Below are 14,233 nucleotides of genomic sequence, written 5' to 3'. Positions count from 1 at the left end.
CGTAGGTATCGGACAAATGAGCGAGCGAATTAGCCCGCCTGAGCTCAAATGCAGGTCGCATTGCTAGTCCACGACATTTCCGGTGAAATCGTTTTGATTTCTGATCTCCTCAGCGGATTGGCTGCCGGAGACATTTCTCCGCGCGCGGGAATTGTCCCCTCTCCGCGCGGGATTGTCCCCACGCCGCCCGATCGGTTGTTTTTCTCCATCCGGCTATGGGAATTTACCGATTGCTTTTAACGCGACGAAAGCTGGACCGGCGAATTTCGGGAGCCACCGTTCAGTGAACAACGACCAATGGCGGATCCAACGACCGGAGTTCGTTTTAATCATGTGTCGGCGAGCAAGTCCCGGTCGCTTGAATCCCGCCGCTTTGACATTCCAGGGCTTCGCAAATCATCTGCCCCAGATTTCGGGCCCGACTTCCGGCCAGGACTGGCTCATGGCAGGTATAGTATTCGTTTTTAGGTCAACCTGCCTGTGTGTGGCATGTTTCCGAATCGAAGCCGTAAAGCTGTTGTCGATATTTGCAGAGAGGTGCGCTGGCGACTTGTAGACATCCTCCGAACCGTAGTGATCGCTACCGGCGAACGCAGTGGCAGTGGCAGTGGCAGTGGCAACAAGCATGGCGGCGGCGCCAAGAACAATCCTGGTCATTTCAAGTACTCCTGATTTCAGTGTCTCTGTCCGTCAAGTGGCGCGCCTTAGGAGGAAATCGCGTCACTCGGACCGGCAACAAAGCTTGCTGGTAAGCCTTGATCGCGTTGTCGTTTCGTCATCCACGCCAGGTCGATGGCCGAGGGCTCGCGTCAGTCCCAGAACCGTCGGCGCGCCTCGCGGACGGCGTCCGATCGTGAAAGGCCGATGTCCTTCAGCTGGTCGACGCTGATTTCGAGCAGCGCCATTCGCGAGCGCCGTCTCCCGGATTGCCGCTTCAGCAACGCCAGAATGGACGCGGCGCCGAAAAGCGATCCGCCTGGCGAAGCGTCATACTCGTTATCCCCGGCTATCCGGTGGGCCTTGTCGGTGGTGACCACTGTCGTTTCCTCATTCTGTTACTTGTGGCGATCAATCTTGTACCGCTGTTGCCGGCAGCCCATTGCACGATGGTGTCGGCAATACTTTTGGATCGTTTCCGACCGGCATGCGCCCGACGCCAAAGCAGACGCAGGAAAAAGGGCGGACCACGTCGCAAAGCCGTCGGGGTCAATCGTTCCAGATCAGCTGGCCGAAGTCGGGCCGGGGACCGGCTATTCGATGGTATAGCCGTCGTCCTCGGATCGACGATGACGTGCCTGGTTGCCCCTGGCCTGTGAATGGGCGCGATAGACATTTTGCCTAACGGTCCAAGTGGTCGCCGTCAGTGTGCCGTAATGGTCGCTGCCGGCAAAGGCCAAGCCGGATGTGGCAAGTACCGCGGCGGCGACAAGCGCCAGCCTGGTCACTCCATTCTCCTGATATCGGGTTTGTGAAGGATAGGACCGCGTTAGCGGCCCCAGATCCCCTGGCCCGGTTCGTCCTGGAAGATACCAGTCGCGGAGTCGACATTGTTGTGCTTGGCCGAGTTGTGGATAGACCCGGTGAGGCTACGGTCGATATTGCTGGAAACCGGTGCCGGCTGCCAGTTCACATTCTCCGACCCATAGTGGTCGCTGCCAGCAAACGCGGTGCCGCTCGCAAGAAGAATTGCGGCGGCGGTAAAAGCGATCTTGTTCATTTCAAATACTCCTGGATTTAGTGATCTGTCCGTCAAGCAACGCAACATGGGAGGAAGTCACCGTCGCTCGGACCGCCAGGAGATGGCCATGCGCCACGGCCGCTTCCATCATACAAAGGTGTTGCACCTAAAGTCTAAGCGGGGCGGAAGATTGCCGGACAGGTTATTTTTATATTTATCCTCAATCACTTAGACGCTTACAGCGGATTACGTTTCCAAACCGCGCTCTGTCGCTCATTGTTCGCACACAAACGATCCGCAGTGTCGAATTGAACTGCTCGGTTCGCCATGAGCGACACGATGGGGGGATGGCCAGCCGCAGCAATCGGGTATCAACTCATCCGGCATAACCGCCCGTGAAGGCCGCTCCGGCGCGCTTTGGGAGCCGGCTGACAACTCAGCCGATCTGGCTTCCGTCTCATCGCGGTGCTGTTGCCCTGGAAGGTCCATCAATCGCCATTCAAAATCCCCTTCAGGCGCACGCTGGCCCTCGTTCGAACCGATGGAACCGTTCGGCCCGACCGAACCGATACGAAGGCATCGCGGACACCTTCGTGCAATGGATTTACCGCCGCTGCTGGCCGATCCTTTGGCGCATCGGATCGGCATCAAGCCACAGGAGTACGTCATGACCGCAATTTCGACATCAACCGCGATAACCGATTCCTCTGTCGGACTTTCCGGGTGCCGGCTGTTCTCGAGGCTGGGACCGGAACACTCAAGCCGATCGGAGCCATCAGCCAAAGAGGCGGGGAAGAACCCAGGGCTGTCGATAGCATCGCTCGGCCGACTGGCTGCGAAAAAGGCGCTCTCGAGCGACGGTGAAACCGTGGAGATGACGGGAACGACAATCGTTGAGGCCTCCATTGACAAGATCGACCTCGCCCAATGGTTTCATGGGCCTGTCGAGCCCCACGGACGTTCGACGCCTGCCCTTGCGTCCGGATCGATGGCTGCTCCCGACGGCAAGCCTATGTCGGTCCAGGTCGAACTCATCGGGGGCAGCCTGATAATGCAGTACTACGTCGAGACAAACGCCAGGAAAGACAATCTGGTGCTGGAATCGCATTCCGACCTGTTTACGTCGCAAGGACCCACGTCCATCCACATACGATGGGAAGTGAGCGTGACGGCGCTCGAAGGCGGAAGGTCCAAACTCACAAACCGCGTCCAATCAAGGACTTCCCAGGCGTTCATGGCCTTCCTTGACCGGCAAGGCATTGAGATAGAGGCATTCCGTTCACAGTGCCTTCCCACGCCTGAACTGAGAGCCCTTGCAAAGAGCATCAGCCGCGCTGCCGCTCGAAGCTAAAGGCGTCGGTTCGAGAAGGAGTTCGCCTTCATGAGCAGCACGTTTCCATCTTCAGCGGCAGCACAGGCGGTTCACGCCAGCGAGTCTACAGCGGGCCGGCCCTTTCGTCGCCTGCACCCATCGAGGAACAGGCGGGCACAATAGTGCGCCCGTTCAACGATCTCACGCTGATCAGGCGGCTGACGCTGGCCCAGCATCAGCGCTCGCTGCGGCTCCATGATCATCATGCCCCTGAGCATGCCGACGGCCGTCGACGGATCGTCGATTTCGATTTCGCCGCTGTCGCGCTGCCGAGTGAGCCAGCTTTCCATGGTTTGGATCGTGCGGCCGACGGCGAGTTCGGCGAAAGCAGCGGCAATCTCGGGAAAATGATCGCATTCGGCAAAGACAAGCCGCAAGGTGGACACCGTGTCCCCGTCGAGCGTCAAGGTGGCGTAGGCGATAAGTATCTGCTCGAGCGCTTCCTCGATCGGCAGCATGTCCAGATGCGCTTCGTCCAGTTCCAGAATGAAGCGCGAGATCCGGTCGGAGATGACCGATCGGAACAACTCCGCCTTGGTCGGTATCAGACGATACATGGTCTTGGTCGAAACCCCCGCGCGCTCGGCTATGCGGCTCATGCTCGCTCGGGCATAGCCGCTGGCATTGAACTCCTGGCGTGCCGCCGTGACGACGAACTGGCGGGTCTCTTCGTCTGATCGCAGCTGGGGGCGGCCGCGCCTTGAGACTTTGGTATTATGGACCATGATTGTTTTCCAAATTCATTGACAAGCTTCATCATCAGGCTCATATAAGAAAATATAAGTTTTCCTAAATAGCGCAAGCCCGATTTCCGCGCAAGGCGGCAACAGAAAGGAACAGACCATGAGCCGGCACCAGAGGGACTTTACGATGGAGAAATCCCTGCCAGCCGGTGAAGCGGCGCCAGGAATAGAAATGCCCCGCGACGCGGATGTCCGCGAGGCGGTTGCCGGCATGCGTGGCGGGCAACCAAAGCGGCTGCTGCGTCGGCTGCTCTTTGCCGGGGTGGCCGTTGCCGCTCTCGCAGGCGGTGCGCATTGGGGCTGGCAGTACTGGACTGTCGGCCGCTTCCTGGTCTCTACCGATGATGCCTATGTGAAGGCCGACAGTACGACCATTGCGCCCAAGGTTTCGGGATATATAGCGGCGGTGTTGGTCGGTGACAACGATGCGGTAAAGGCCGGACAGGTGCTGGCGCGCATTGACGACCGTGATTTCCAGGTGAGCCTCGAACAGGCCAAAGCCCAGGTCGAGGCGGCCGAAGCCAACATCGCCAGCAAGCAGGCGGCCCTCGCCGCCCAGCAGTCGCAAATCGAGGCGGCGCGGGCGACAATCACGGTCGATCAGGCAAACGAGACATTCGCCGAGCAGGAAGACCAACGCCATGCCGAACTGGCCAAGAAGGGCTTCGGCAGCATCCAGAACGCGCAGCAGGCCGCGTCCCAGATCGCCGCCGCCCGTGCCGCGGTGAGCCGCGATACGGCTGTGCTCGCCAATGCGACCAAGGAACTCGATGTCCTCAAGGCCGAGCTTGGCCAGGTCAGAGCCGCGCTCGCCAGTGCCAAGGCGGCCAAGGATCAGGCCGAACTCAATCTCTCATACACTGAAATCACCGCGCCCATCGGCGGCATGATAGGCAACCGCACCTTGCGCGTCGGTCAGTTCGTGCAGGCCGGCACGCAGCTTATGGCCGTTGTGCCGACCGACGGGGCCTATATCATCGCAAACTACAAGGAAACACAGCTCGCCAATGTGAAGGCGGGGCAGCCTGTCGAGATTGAGGTCGACAGCTTCCCAGGGCAGGTATTGAGCGGTCATATCGACAGCCTAGCGCCGGCGAGCGGCCAGGAGTTTGCTCTCCTGCCACCGGACAACGCCACCGGCAACTTCACCAAGGTAGTGCAGCGCATTCCCGTCAAGATCGTCCTGGACCCTGGGCTCTTAGTGGAATTGCGCCCGGGCATGTCGGTCTACCCGACCATCGACACCAAGTCGTCCACGACCGAGATCGCCTCGGCCTCCGGACGTTTCAACTGATGCTTCTCGACCGGCCCGTAGGAGGGCGTAATGTCCACGACGACACAAACTGCCGCGGCTTCGCCCACGGAGCCCCGCGCCTTTCCGCCAGTCCCCTCCGAGACAGCGACGACCGCGGCCTGGATAGCAGTGTTCGCCGGCATGATCGGCGCCTTCATGGCGATCCTCAACATCCAGATCACCAACGCGTCCCTGCTCGATATCGAAGGCGGGATCGGCACCGGCGTCGACAACGGCGCCTGGATCTCGACGTCCTATCTGATCGGCGAGATCATTGTGATCCCGCTCACCGACTATCTCAGCCGTGTTTTCTCCTTCCGGCGCTACATTCTGGTGAATGCGGTGCTGTTTCCGCTGTTCTCGGCGGCTTGTGCATTCGCTCACGACCTCGGCTCGATGATCCTGCTGCGCGGCCTGCAGGGCTTCGCCGGCGGCGTGCTGATCCCGATGGCGTTCACCATGGTTCTGACCAAGCTGCCCAAGTCGCAGCAACCATTCGGGCTGGCTTTGTTTGCGCTCTCCGTCACCTTCGCGCCGGCAATCGGGCCGACGATCGGCGGCTTTCTGACCGAAAATTATGGATGGCAGACAATCTTCTTCGTCAACACGCCACCCAGCATCATAATGGTCGTGGCACTCTATTTCACGCTCGAAAAGAAGCCCATGCAGCTGTCGCTTCTGAAAGAAGGCGACTGGGCAGGGATCGCTACAATGGCGATCGGGCTGGCTGCACTGCAGACCGTGCTCGAAGAGGGCAACAAGGACGACTGGTTCCAGTCGCCGTTCATCGTAAAGCTCGCCTTGACGGCGGCGGTATTCCTTTCGGCTTTCATCCTCATTGAGCTCAAGGTGGAGAAGCCGCTGGTCCAGCTCCGCCTTCTGAAGCGCCGCAACTTCGGCATCGGCATAATCGTCAATGTCTTGGTCGGCATCGCGCTGTTCGGAACCGTCTATATCCTGCCTCAGTATCTCGGCCAGGTGCAGCACTATAACGCGGAGCAGATCGGCTTGGTGTTGGCATGGACCGGCCTGCCGCAGCTTCTCATAATTCCATTTGTGCCATCCCTGCTGAAGCATTTCAACGCGCGCTCCGTCGGGTTCGTCGGCATCAGTATCTTCGCCGTCAGCTGTTTCATGAACGTTCATCTGTCGCTCGACAGCGCCGGAGATCAGTTCCTCCTGCCGAACATCGTGCGCGCCATCGGTCAGGCGCTGGTGTTGACTCCAATCACCGTCATCACGACCGCGGGCATTTCTCCGAGCGAGGCGGGTGCCGCGTCGGGTCTCTCGAACATGCTGCGCAACCTCGGTGGAGCGGTCGGCACGGCTACGTTGGCCACGGTGCTGACCAAGCGCGAGCAGTTCCACTCCAATGTCATCGGTCAGTCCGTGACCCTGTATCGAGACGAGGTGCGCGACAGGATCGACCAGCTCACACAGTACTTTCTCGCTCATGGGGTAACGGATATGGCTGTCGCACGGCACAAGGCCATCGGCGTGATCGGCGCCACCGTGCATCGCCAGGCGCTCATTTTCGGATTCAGCGACACCTTCGGCGTGATCGGTATCGTCCTCGCGCTTGCCGCGGTCGCCCTCCTCTTCACCAAAAAGATCGAGCTGGGTGGCGGAGGCGGTGCTCACTAATCACGCGGAACAATCCGAAAGCAGCGGCGACATCTTCGTGCAACTACCCCCTACGTCGTCGAGTCATCGCAGACTAGAGGATTCGCCGGCGGCGAGGCAGCCGCCGGCAAAGCCCGGAAATGGTAACGCTCACTGCCGAATCTCTCCATCATGGAAACATCTGGATTCTCACGACAGAGCATCCCACGACAAGGCCTTAAGGCCTTCATGCCCTCCATTGGGTCGCCTTATTGGGCGGTTGCCGCATCCTCGATCACTTTCGCCACGGCGTCGGGATGCGAGATCATAACCACATGCGAGGCGCCCTTGACGACCACGGTTTCACGAGAATGCGCGCGCTCGGCCATCCAGGCATGCAGTTTCGGGGGGATCGCGGTGTCGTGGTCGCCATAGACGAACCAAGACGGGATGGTCCCCCAGGCGGGGTCCGTCGCCGCTTCGCCGAACGCGATATCGGTGATGGGTCGCTGCGTCGCCGCCGCCAACTTGGCTTCTGCTTTGGGCAGGTCCGGCGCGAAGGCCTGCTGGAACTTGTCTTGCCGAACATAGAGATCGCTGCCACCGCCCGGCAGAGGCACCGGCGTCGCGAGCGTGTCGGGGCCGAGCAGGCTCCCTGGAAACTTGCTATCGAGGCCGCCTGCGCTTTCTCCCGCTTGCGGCGCGAAGGCCGCGACATAGACGAGAGCCTTCACGTTGGCCTGCCCGTTCGCCGCATTGCTGATCACCATGCCGCCATAGGAATGCCCGACCAACACGACCGGCGCCTTGATGGTTGCGAGGAGGCCGTGGACGATGTCGGCGTCGCCTTTGACGCTGCGCAGCGGGTTGGCGGCGGCAACGACCGGATAGCCGTGCTTCTCGAGAATGGCGATGACGCCGTACCAGCTCGACGAATCGGCAAAGGCGCCATGCACCAGGACGATTGTCGGCTTGGCCGGCTGGGCAGTTGCCGTGGCCCCCGTGAGCACGAGACCGGCAAATGCTAGAGTTGCAGCGAGAATTTTCATCTTAGGTTCCTTTTCTTCGACCGATAGGTTCAAACCGGGGACGTTGTCGATGCGATAGCGTCGCCGTGACGCTCGTGCGTCCGCATGCCCTCATTTGATGACGAGCGCCGCGTACCCTGATTTTCCAGGTGATACCCCGAGCGCGGGTGCGATCTAACCATGAGTTGTTTGTCGCGGCGATTGGACGAAGGTGTCGCCGGCTGCCGCCTGCGGCCGGCTCGACGTCTGCCCGCAGGCGCGATCACGCGGGATGCGTGCGAACCGATCGATGGCCGCTCCCCGATGCAGGACCAGCCGCGGCAGCATCCTCACCACCATCCGGCACGCGTCGCGGGTGCCCTGCCCAGGAGAACCCGGCTCACGACCAGAACCCACAGCAAAAGCAGAATGGGAGAGACGAACCGCGAATAGGCCCCATCGGGCGCCCAGATTCCGTGGCCTAGCCATGTGGTACCGCCCAGCAGTCCGAGCACGACAGCCGCTACACCGGCTGCGAAAAGTGCGTTGGAAATCAATCTGGCCCGCCAAAGGCCGAACGCTCCTGACATGATCAGCATCGCGCGTGGAAACGACGTCAGCACACCGAGAACCCACGCGAAGTCGTTCAGTCCGGATAGGAGCGTGTGATCTTGTGAACCGGCGATCGAGTAGGCGAGCGCCGTACCCATTGTTATCTGCAGGAGGATCAGGGCCCCGAGCATGGCGCTGGCGGCGGTCGCGGCCGCGCCCCAGCCATCTTGTCCTGCATCCGCCAAGGTGGTCCGCAGCGCTGCCGCGAACCACAGAAGATTGAGAACCGCCAGGCCGGAAAAAATCGACGCGATCAGGATCCGCGCGCGATCTCCATCGTAGAAAGCGACGAGGGCATCAGCCGACGAACCGACCTGCGGCTGATATCCATGGATCACGTAAGCGATGATGAAGAGGCCGACGGACTGGATGCCGCTAGAGCGCCACAAGCGCTCCCAGAAGGCTGGGGTGACGTACACGCTGGTAGACGGGGTCATCACTGGTGCGGACGTGCTCATGAGTATCTCCGATGGTTCCATTGTGCTGACAAACATTGCGCAAGTGCTCTGGTGAATTCTGGTTTGGTCTCCTCCGCACGGGCGGAGCACAAAGCTTGTCCGGTGGCCCTCAGGTCAGTGATCGTCCAGCTCGCCCAGCAATCCAGCCAAATCCATCTCCGCCTCCCGGGTCTGGAAGCCGCGCTTGAACGCCGACTGGAAGCGGGCCTGGCCCTCTGGGCTGCGTGAGGCCTCGCCAAAGAGGTCGGAATCGCGTCGAAAAGCCTCGACTGGCGCGAGCGCGATGTCATTGACGCGATTCTTGACCATGGCGAGGCTTGCAGCTGGAAATCTTGCAATCCGGTGAGCGAGCGATCCGACGAAATCGCCGAGGACGTCGGCGGGCATCGCGCGATTGATCCAGCCGTACCTCTCGGCCAGATCGGCGTCGAAGTCCCTCGCGCTCAACATAACCTCCAGCGCGCGCGCACGCCCCATCAGACGCACCAGGTGCTGAATGCCTCCTGCGCCGGGGACCGCTCCGAATGCCGCTTCCGGCTGCGCGAAGATCGCTGCCCCCTGGGCGGCGAAGCGCATGTCGCACGCCAGGACAAACTCGCTGCCCGCGGCGCGTACGCGGCCTTCAATCTGCGCGATGGTAACCAGTCGGCTCGCACTCAGCCGGCGGAACATGAGCCCGATCGACGCCTCGCCCGTGAGCTTCGCGGCCTCCTCACGGTACTGCTGGATTTGGGTCACATCGACATGGGGAATGAAATAGTCCGGGTCAGCGCTTCTGAACACGAGCACCTTGATGCCGCTGTCGGCCTCGGCCTGCTGAATGAGGGAAACCAGGTCGCGCACCATCGCCGGCCCCAGAAGGTTCATCGGCGGTGCGGCAATATCCGCGAACAGAACGGCGCCTTCCCTGCGCACCTTGAACGTTTCGAAGACCGCCGTGGCGCCCGATGGCGTGCCGGGAGCCGGAAGGCGATTGTGATCGATGCGGTCGGCCACGTCGAATGTTTCCACTGGATGGCTCCAAATTTTCAAGACGTCGAAAGGCGGCTGAGCAGCGCGAGCCTTGCGGGCGCCGCGCTCAGCACGAGTGCCGAAGTCCGATGCTGGTCCTGATGCGTGCGTGGTGACCCCGTTTGGGGACCGGATATTTCCGCAGAGATTTTGGCAGGCCTAATGTGATCGCTTGGAGGCCCGCCAGCAATTGCACCTAGGTATCGGCCAGACCAGCAAGCGGCGGCGCTGCCGGGCCAATGTGCGAGATTCAACAGCCGGCGGATCGCGGAAACAGCCGCGCTGGAGCTGAAGGGCGATGGAAGCTAAGGCGCCCAAGAACGGTGCTAGCGCGGCAAATGACAGCGAAACGGCCGCATTCCCATCAGTGGCCGCCCTCGATGGCTTCCTCAGCTCGTCCAGCGGCGCTAATTGTGGCCGGGGTCATCTGTATGCCGGTGGCCAAGCCTGGATTGATCTGTTCCGGCTCCGGGGCCGCTTCCGCTTCCCATGCCGGGACAGATTGCGACGGGTCACCGTCGGTCGGGGCGGTGGCAACACAGTCTGGCCGCACCGAGGGTCCGTCCAGAACGTTCAACACGCTCGCTTGCGCCCGGTCGAACCAGGTCGAGCGATCGGAGGCGTCCCGGACCGTCACGGTGGCGGTCATGCCGGATACGAGCGGCACACCGGGCGGCACTTCGTCGATGGCAATGCGCACCGGAACGCGCTGCGCCAACCGCACCCAGGTATAGATCGGATCGACGTTTGGAAGTCCCTGTGCGCCGGCGGTTGCGTTGGCGACGCTGAGGCCACGGGTGATCGTATTGACATGCCCGATGATCGGCGCCTGGTAGCCGATCAATTTCGCCTCGACGCGAGCTCCGGTACAGACTCGCGCCATCTTGGTCTCTTCAAAATATCCGTCGATCCAGAAGCTGTCGGTGTCGATGATCGAGACGTTGGTGATGCCCTGGCGAGCATAGTCGCCGGCGCGCAGCAGCAGGTTGGTCACGTATCCGTTCACCGGACTGCGAACCTCGGTGCGCTTCAGATTTATGTCAGCCTGGGCGACCTGCTGCTGCGCGGCTTCGAACGCGGCCTCGGCCTGAATCGCATTGCCGGCGTAGATTTGCTGCTGCTCGGGAGTTGTGGCAACGCTCGATAATTTACGCTGTCGTTCCGATTGCCGCTCCTTCACCTGCAAATCGGCGGCTCTTTGCTGCAGCGTCGCCCTGCTGGTGCGCAGAGCCACGTTAAAATCGAACGGATCGATCACGTAGAGGAGATCGCCTTTGTGCACGAACTGATTGTCCGCAACGTGCAGATCCTTGATCCGGCCAGAAACTTCGGGAGCCACGCTCGCGACCTGAACGCGGACACGCCCGTCTCGCGTCCATGGGGCCGTCAGATAGTGGTCCCAGGCCAGAAGGGAAACCAGCACGGCGGCCAGCGCCACGACCAGAGTGGCCAGCCGCTTTGCCGTTGCGAGCAACGCTTCTTGCACGGGATGTCGCTTCTGCACGGGGCCACCTTGCGGCACGAGAGCCGTCTGAGCACGGTCTTGCGGTGGGGCCGGCGCAAGAAGGTAGAGGTTCTCGGTCGGTGCTGCCCCCTCTGTTTGCGTCGATGGAGGACTAGGTGACTCCGTCGCCTGGACCGCCGGCGTTTCCCGGACAAGATCCATCTTGAGCTGCGTTTCCATTGACATTCTCCATCAGGCCAGAAGCACAAGGGCTCCGAGAACGGTCACATAGAGGCTGAACTCGGCGATCGACACGTGGCTGAAAATCCTAGCGAAGCCGATGAGGTGCAAGACCGGCCGAAGCACCAGCACGATAGCGAGCGCCGCGACCGCGTAGACAACGAAAGGAGCGAACAGGACTCCGCCGATCACGAGTTCATGAAAGTCGTGCGTCATGACCCGCGTCCGTAAATATCGGGAGCGTCGGTGGGCGGCCGGTCGAGAACGGCATTGGCAATGACGAGCGTCGCACTCGTCGCGGCTGCGACGTCGCCAGCCCCGGCACGCCCACTCAGGCTGTGGGCGGAGGCGCGGATGTATTGTGGATCAAGCGCGGTCAGAGTTGCGTGCGCCTGCTCGACCAAGCCAGCCGCCGCGCCATGCGTCGGCCGAGCAAGCTGGGCTGCGCGCAAGCGGATCACCGCTGCTTGATCGAAGCAAGCCAGCGCTTGCTCGACGGAAGCTCGGTACTCCGCATCGGTCGGGCCGGCCGCGGCGATCTGTCCGACCCGTACGGCATCGCGAAAGGCAGCCTCTTCGGGCGCGTAGCGTTGATCCGCGCCACCCGACAGCAGGCGAATGTCATCTCGAGCCGATGCAAGCAGCCAGCGCCTGCGCTGGCTGTCCGATATGGGAGGAATGAGGTATTGGGTCGCGAGCAACAAGCCCGTCGCGACACAGATAAAGAATGAAATGAAGAGGAACGACTGCGGATTGTAAGTTTGCGGATTGCTCGCCGCCAAGATGGCCGAAATGAAGATCAGGTTGATTTTGCCGAGGCCGGACAGGATCGGGTTTGACAGGGTCACCAGGAGCGCCGCTCCGATCAGGAACGGAGCAAGGCCGATCGCCAGCAGCGGGAAGTCGGACACGCCATTGAGAACGAAGAATTCGAGGATGCCGGCCAGAGCGACCGCGATCGGTGCTCCGACAAAGGCGATCGCGGCGAATGCCCGCGGCGCAGGCGTCGTCGCGCTCAGTCCCAGGGTGACCGCGACCAGCGAGAGCGCGGAACTCGCGCTCGGCCAGCCCGCCAGAACAAAGAAGAGCGAAGCTGCCGCGACGCATGCTGCCGCCCGGATACCGTTTTCCATCGCCATGCGCTGCGAGCGGTAGAGCGGCGCCCGCCATGACCACGGTGGACGAACGGCGGATTTCAGCGCGGAAAAATGCAGGCGAACCTGCGTGTCCCGCCGCAGCAGTTCCTGCAGCGCCCATCCAGATGATGTCGACGCGGCGCCGGACAAAACGAGGTCATCCTCGTTCAGCGGGGTCCGCAAAGGCTCGCCGGCATCCAAATCGAACAAGGAAGCCAGTCGCTGGCGCAGAGCTGGATCGAAGGTCGCGGGAAGCACCTCCAAGGCACGCACAGCTTGCAACTCGGCTATAAGCGCGACCATCGCGCTCCGAGCCGCATCGCTTCTCACGGGGCCGCTGCTCGACTCCGTGGCGAGGCTTGAAATATCCGGGCGCAGCGCGACGATCGCTCTGATCAAGGTCGCGACCGCCACCGTATCGGTGGCCTGGCCGCGAATGGCGGCTCGCGCATAACTTCGCACCCGGCGGTGAAGGACCGCGAGTTGTGTTCCAAGTTGCGGATGACGGTCGGGGGCCAACAGCAGATCGTTCACGAGCGTGATCGACAGCACCCCCACCGCAATCGCGGCACCGCGCTCCATTGCTGCTTCAAAGACACTCTGTGGATTGTCGATCTGCTGGATGGCGATGAACGCGACGGTGTATCCCGATAGGACCGCTGCGTAGGCGCGGTACCCGTCGAGCAGTCCGCACGCATAGATGCAAAGGCCCATCCATGCCGCGAATGCCACGAGCAGCAACTCCCTCGTCTGGGAAAGCGAACCCACGATCGCGATCGAGGCGACCACCCCGATGACAGTCGCAATCAAGCGATAGCCGGCCTTTTCCAGCGCCTGCCCGCGCGTCGGCTCCGCCAAAATCATCACGGTGAGCATGGCCGAGGACGGAACCTCGAGCTGGAGCCAGAAACTTACCAACAAGGCGACGATCGCGGCCATCCAGATGCGGACCGCAAAGGCCCATGACCAGACAGGAAATCCGGCGACAGTGAAGGGCGATTGTGCCGTGGTTGCGCTCACGTCCGAAATCCAATCTTGAGAAATTCCCCGCGGCCCGCGCGCTCGCGCAACCCTGCGCCTGACGGCGCATCTGAGGTGGGAAGATCGAGATCGATGACCCGAAAGAGCCGGTAGAAGGACGTCAAGGTCGAACCTCCTAGAAAGCCCGCCGACCGCGGCGAGGCCGTTGCATGGCTCCGGATCATCCGAGGACCACACCAACGATCGAGAACGCGATCCACAATCCGAACAGCGGCATGAGTATCCATCGCGCCTGGCTGACGCTGGTCTCCCTGGGCGCTCTGATTGTCATGGTGTCGGAATTGAAAAATCGTCGATCGTTCATGGCGCATCTCCTCTGTCGGATACGCTAGAGATCGACTTAAGGCGCCCGCAAATCTATCACACGATGGTGTTGGCAATACTTTTGGATTGGTCCGCAACGAACCAATATCAAGGCATGATGGAGGATCGGAGGGCCGACGCGGGTCCATTTGTTGGGCAATTTGGACTGAGTCGACTTGGACTAAGTGAGGAAGCGGCAGCCACCGATACCTTCGCTCAATTGACCGCCCTTGGGACCGTTACCACTCTCAAGGCAGCCAAACTCAAGCCAGCCAAATTCAAGGAGCCCGAC

The 14,233-nt window shown here is 61.4% G+C and carries 15 protein-coding genes; 3 read left to right on the top strand and 12 right to left on the bottom strand.

The features are described from left to right. Positions 1-396: 396 nt before the first annotated feature. The 4 genes from FJ934_RS08280 to FJ934_RS08265 form a co-directional block, all read right to left on the bottom strand. Positions 397-657, bottom strand: coding sequence for a DUF680 domain-containing protein (locus FJ934_RS08280; protein WP_140608583.1), 261 nt, complete (start codon positions 655-657; stop codon positions 397-399). Positions 658-809: 152 nt separating this feature from the next. Further along, complete coding sequence (locus FJ934_RS08275) at positions 810-1,037, bottom strand: DUF1127 domain-containing protein (RefSeq protein ID WP_246671457.1); 228 nt, start codon at positions 1,035-1,037, stop codon at positions 810-812. Positions 1,038-1,250: 213 nt separating this feature from the next. Then, complete coding sequence (locus tag FJ934_RS08270) at positions 1,251-1,445, bottom strand: hypothetical protein (RefSeq protein WP_140608581.1); 195 nt, start codon at positions 1,443-1,445, stop codon at positions 1,251-1,253. Between the two features lie 41 nt (positions 1,446-1,486). Next, on the bottom strand, positions 1,487-1,717 hold the full coding sequence (locus tag FJ934_RS08265; protein WP_140608579.1) for a DUF680 domain-containing protein: 231 nt from the start codon (positions 1,715-1,717) through the stop codon (positions 1,487-1,489). A 628-nt stretch (positions 1,718-2,345) separates the two neighbouring features. Between FJ934_RS08265 and FJ934_RS08260 the strand changes: the two genes are divergently transcribed. Continuing rightward, positions 2,346-3,029, top strand: a complete 684-nt coding sequence (locus tag FJ934_RS08260) for a hypothetical protein (RefSeq protein ID WP_140608577.1) — start codon at positions 2,346-2,348, stop codon at positions 3,027-3,029. Positions 3,030-3,100: 71 nt separating this feature from the next. On the opposite strand, the gene FJ934_RS08255 is transcribed toward FJ934_RS08260, so the two are convergent. Continuing rightward, entirely contained in the window at positions 3,101-3,775 is a 675-nt protein-coding gene (locus tag FJ934_RS08255; RefSeq protein ID WP_140608575.1) for a TetR/AcrR family transcriptional regulator, read from the bottom strand. A 118-nt stretch (positions 3,776-3,893) separates the two neighbouring features. On the opposite strand from FJ934_RS08255, the gene FJ934_RS08250 reads away from it, so the two are divergent. Then, positions 3,894-5,087 carry an HlyD family secretion protein gene (locus FJ934_RS08250; RefSeq protein WP_140608574.1) on the top strand — a complete coding sequence of 398 codons (1,194 nt, stop codon included), beginning with the start codon at positions 3,894-3,896 and terminating at the stop codon, positions 5,085-5,087. A gap of 30 nt (positions 5,088-5,117) precedes the next feature. Further along, on the top strand, positions 5,118-6,731 hold the full coding sequence (locus FJ934_RS08245; protein ID WP_140608572.1) for an MDR family MFS transporter: 1,614 nt from the start codon (positions 5,118-5,120) through the stop codon (positions 6,729-6,731). 227 nt (positions 6,732-6,958) lie between these two features. On the opposite strand, the gene FJ934_RS08240 is transcribed toward FJ934_RS08245, so the two are convergent. From FJ934_RS08240 to FJ934_RS27925, 7 genes are all read right to left on the bottom strand, one after another. Further along, positions 6,959-7,738 carry an alpha/beta hydrolase gene (locus FJ934_RS08240; protein WP_140608570.1) on the bottom strand — a complete coding sequence of 260 codons (780 nt, stop codon included), beginning with the start codon at positions 7,736-7,738 and terminating at the stop codon, positions 6,959-6,961. Positions 7,739-8,046: 308 nt separating this feature from the next. Then, positions 8,047-8,766, bottom strand: a complete 720-nt coding sequence (locus FJ934_RS08235; RefSeq protein WP_140608568.1) for a hypothetical protein — start codon at positions 8,764-8,766, stop codon at positions 8,047-8,049. A gap of 114 nt (positions 8,767-8,880) precedes the next feature. Continuing rightward, positions 8,881-9,777, bottom strand: coding sequence for an enoyl-CoA hydratase/isomerase family protein (locus tag FJ934_RS08230; protein ID WP_140608566.1), 897 nt, complete (start codon positions 9,775-9,777; stop codon positions 8,881-8,883). A 364-nt stretch (positions 9,778-10,141) separates the two neighbouring features. Next, positions 10,142-11,461, bottom strand: a complete 1,320-nt coding sequence (locus tag FJ934_RS08225; RefSeq protein WP_246671456.1) for an HlyD family secretion protein — start codon at positions 11,459-11,461, stop codon at positions 10,142-10,144. Positions 11,462-11,473: 12 nt separating this feature from the next. Further along, positions 11,474-11,677, bottom strand: coding sequence for a DUF1656 domain-containing protein (locus FJ934_RS08220; protein ID WP_140608564.1), 204 nt, complete (start codon positions 11,675-11,677; stop codon positions 11,474-11,476). Then, entirely contained in the window at positions 11,674-13,617 is a 1,944-nt protein-coding gene (locus FJ934_RS08215; protein ID WP_246671455.1) for an FUSC family protein, read from the bottom strand. The genes FJ934_RS08220 and FJ934_RS08215 overlap by 4 nt, the downstream gene beginning before the upstream one ends. A gap of 181 nt (positions 13,618-13,798) precedes the next feature. Further along, positions 13,799-13,942 carry a hypothetical protein gene (locus FJ934_RS27925; RefSeq protein ID WP_181165559.1) on the bottom strand — a complete coding sequence of 48 codons (144 nt, stop codon included), beginning with the start codon at positions 13,940-13,942 and terminating at the stop codon, positions 13,799-13,801. Between the last annotated feature and the right edge of the window lie 291 nt (positions 13,943-14,233).

Source organism: Mesorhizobium sp. B2-4-12 (assembly GCF_006441575.1).
Lineage (GTDB): Bacteria > Pseudomonadota > Alphaproteobacteria > Rhizobiales > Rhizobiaceae > Mesorhizobium.
Note: the sequence above shows the minus strand (reverse complement) of the source record. Positions and strands in the feature narration are given on the sequence as shown.

Excerpts from the sequence above, each read along its gene's own strand:
- FJ934_RS08240 (WP_140608570.1), bottom strand. The coding sequence starts at position 7,738 with ATGAAAATTCTCGCTGCAACTCTAGCATTTGCCGGTCTCGTGCTCACG.
- FJ934_RS08225 (WP_246671456.1), bottom strand. The coding sequence starts at position 11,461 with ATGGAAACGCAGCTCAAGATGGATCTTGTCCGGGAAACGCCGGCGGTC.
- FJ934_RS08280 (WP_140608583.1), bottom strand. The coding sequence starts at position 657 with ATGACCAGGATTGTTCTTGGCGCCGCCGCCATGCTTGTTGCCACTGCC.
- FJ934_RS08255 (WP_140608575.1), bottom strand. The coding sequence starts at position 3,775 with ATGGTCCATAATACCAAAGTCTCAAGGCGCGGCCGCCCCCAGCTGCGA.
- FJ934_RS08235 (WP_140608568.1), bottom strand. The coding sequence starts at position 8,766 with ATGAGCACGTCCGCACCAGTGATGACCCCGTCTACCAGCGTGTACGTC.
- FJ934_RS08220 (WP_140608564.1), bottom strand. The coding sequence starts at position 11,677 with ATGACGCACGACTTTCATGAACTCGTGATCGGCGGAGTCCTGTTCGCT.
- FJ934_RS08245 (WP_140608572.1), top strand. The coding sequence starts at position 5,118 with ATGTCCACGACGACACAAACTGCCGCGGCTTCGCCCACGGAGCCCCGC.
- FJ934_RS08265 (WP_140608579.1), bottom strand. The coding sequence starts at position 1,717 with ATGAACAAGATCGCTTTTACCGCCGCCGCAATTCTTCTTGCGAGCGGC.
- FJ934_RS08260 (WP_140608577.1), top strand. The coding sequence starts at position 2,346 with ATGACCGCAATTTCGACATCAACCGCGATAACCGATTCCTCTGTCGGA.
- FJ934_RS27925 (WP_181165559.1), bottom strand. The coding sequence starts at position 13,942 with ATGAACGATCGACGATTTTTCAATTCCGACACCATGACAATCAGAGCG.
- FJ934_RS08250 (WP_140608574.1), top strand. The coding sequence starts at position 3,894 with ATGAGCCGGCACCAGAGGGACTTTACGATGGAGAAATCCCTGCCAGCC.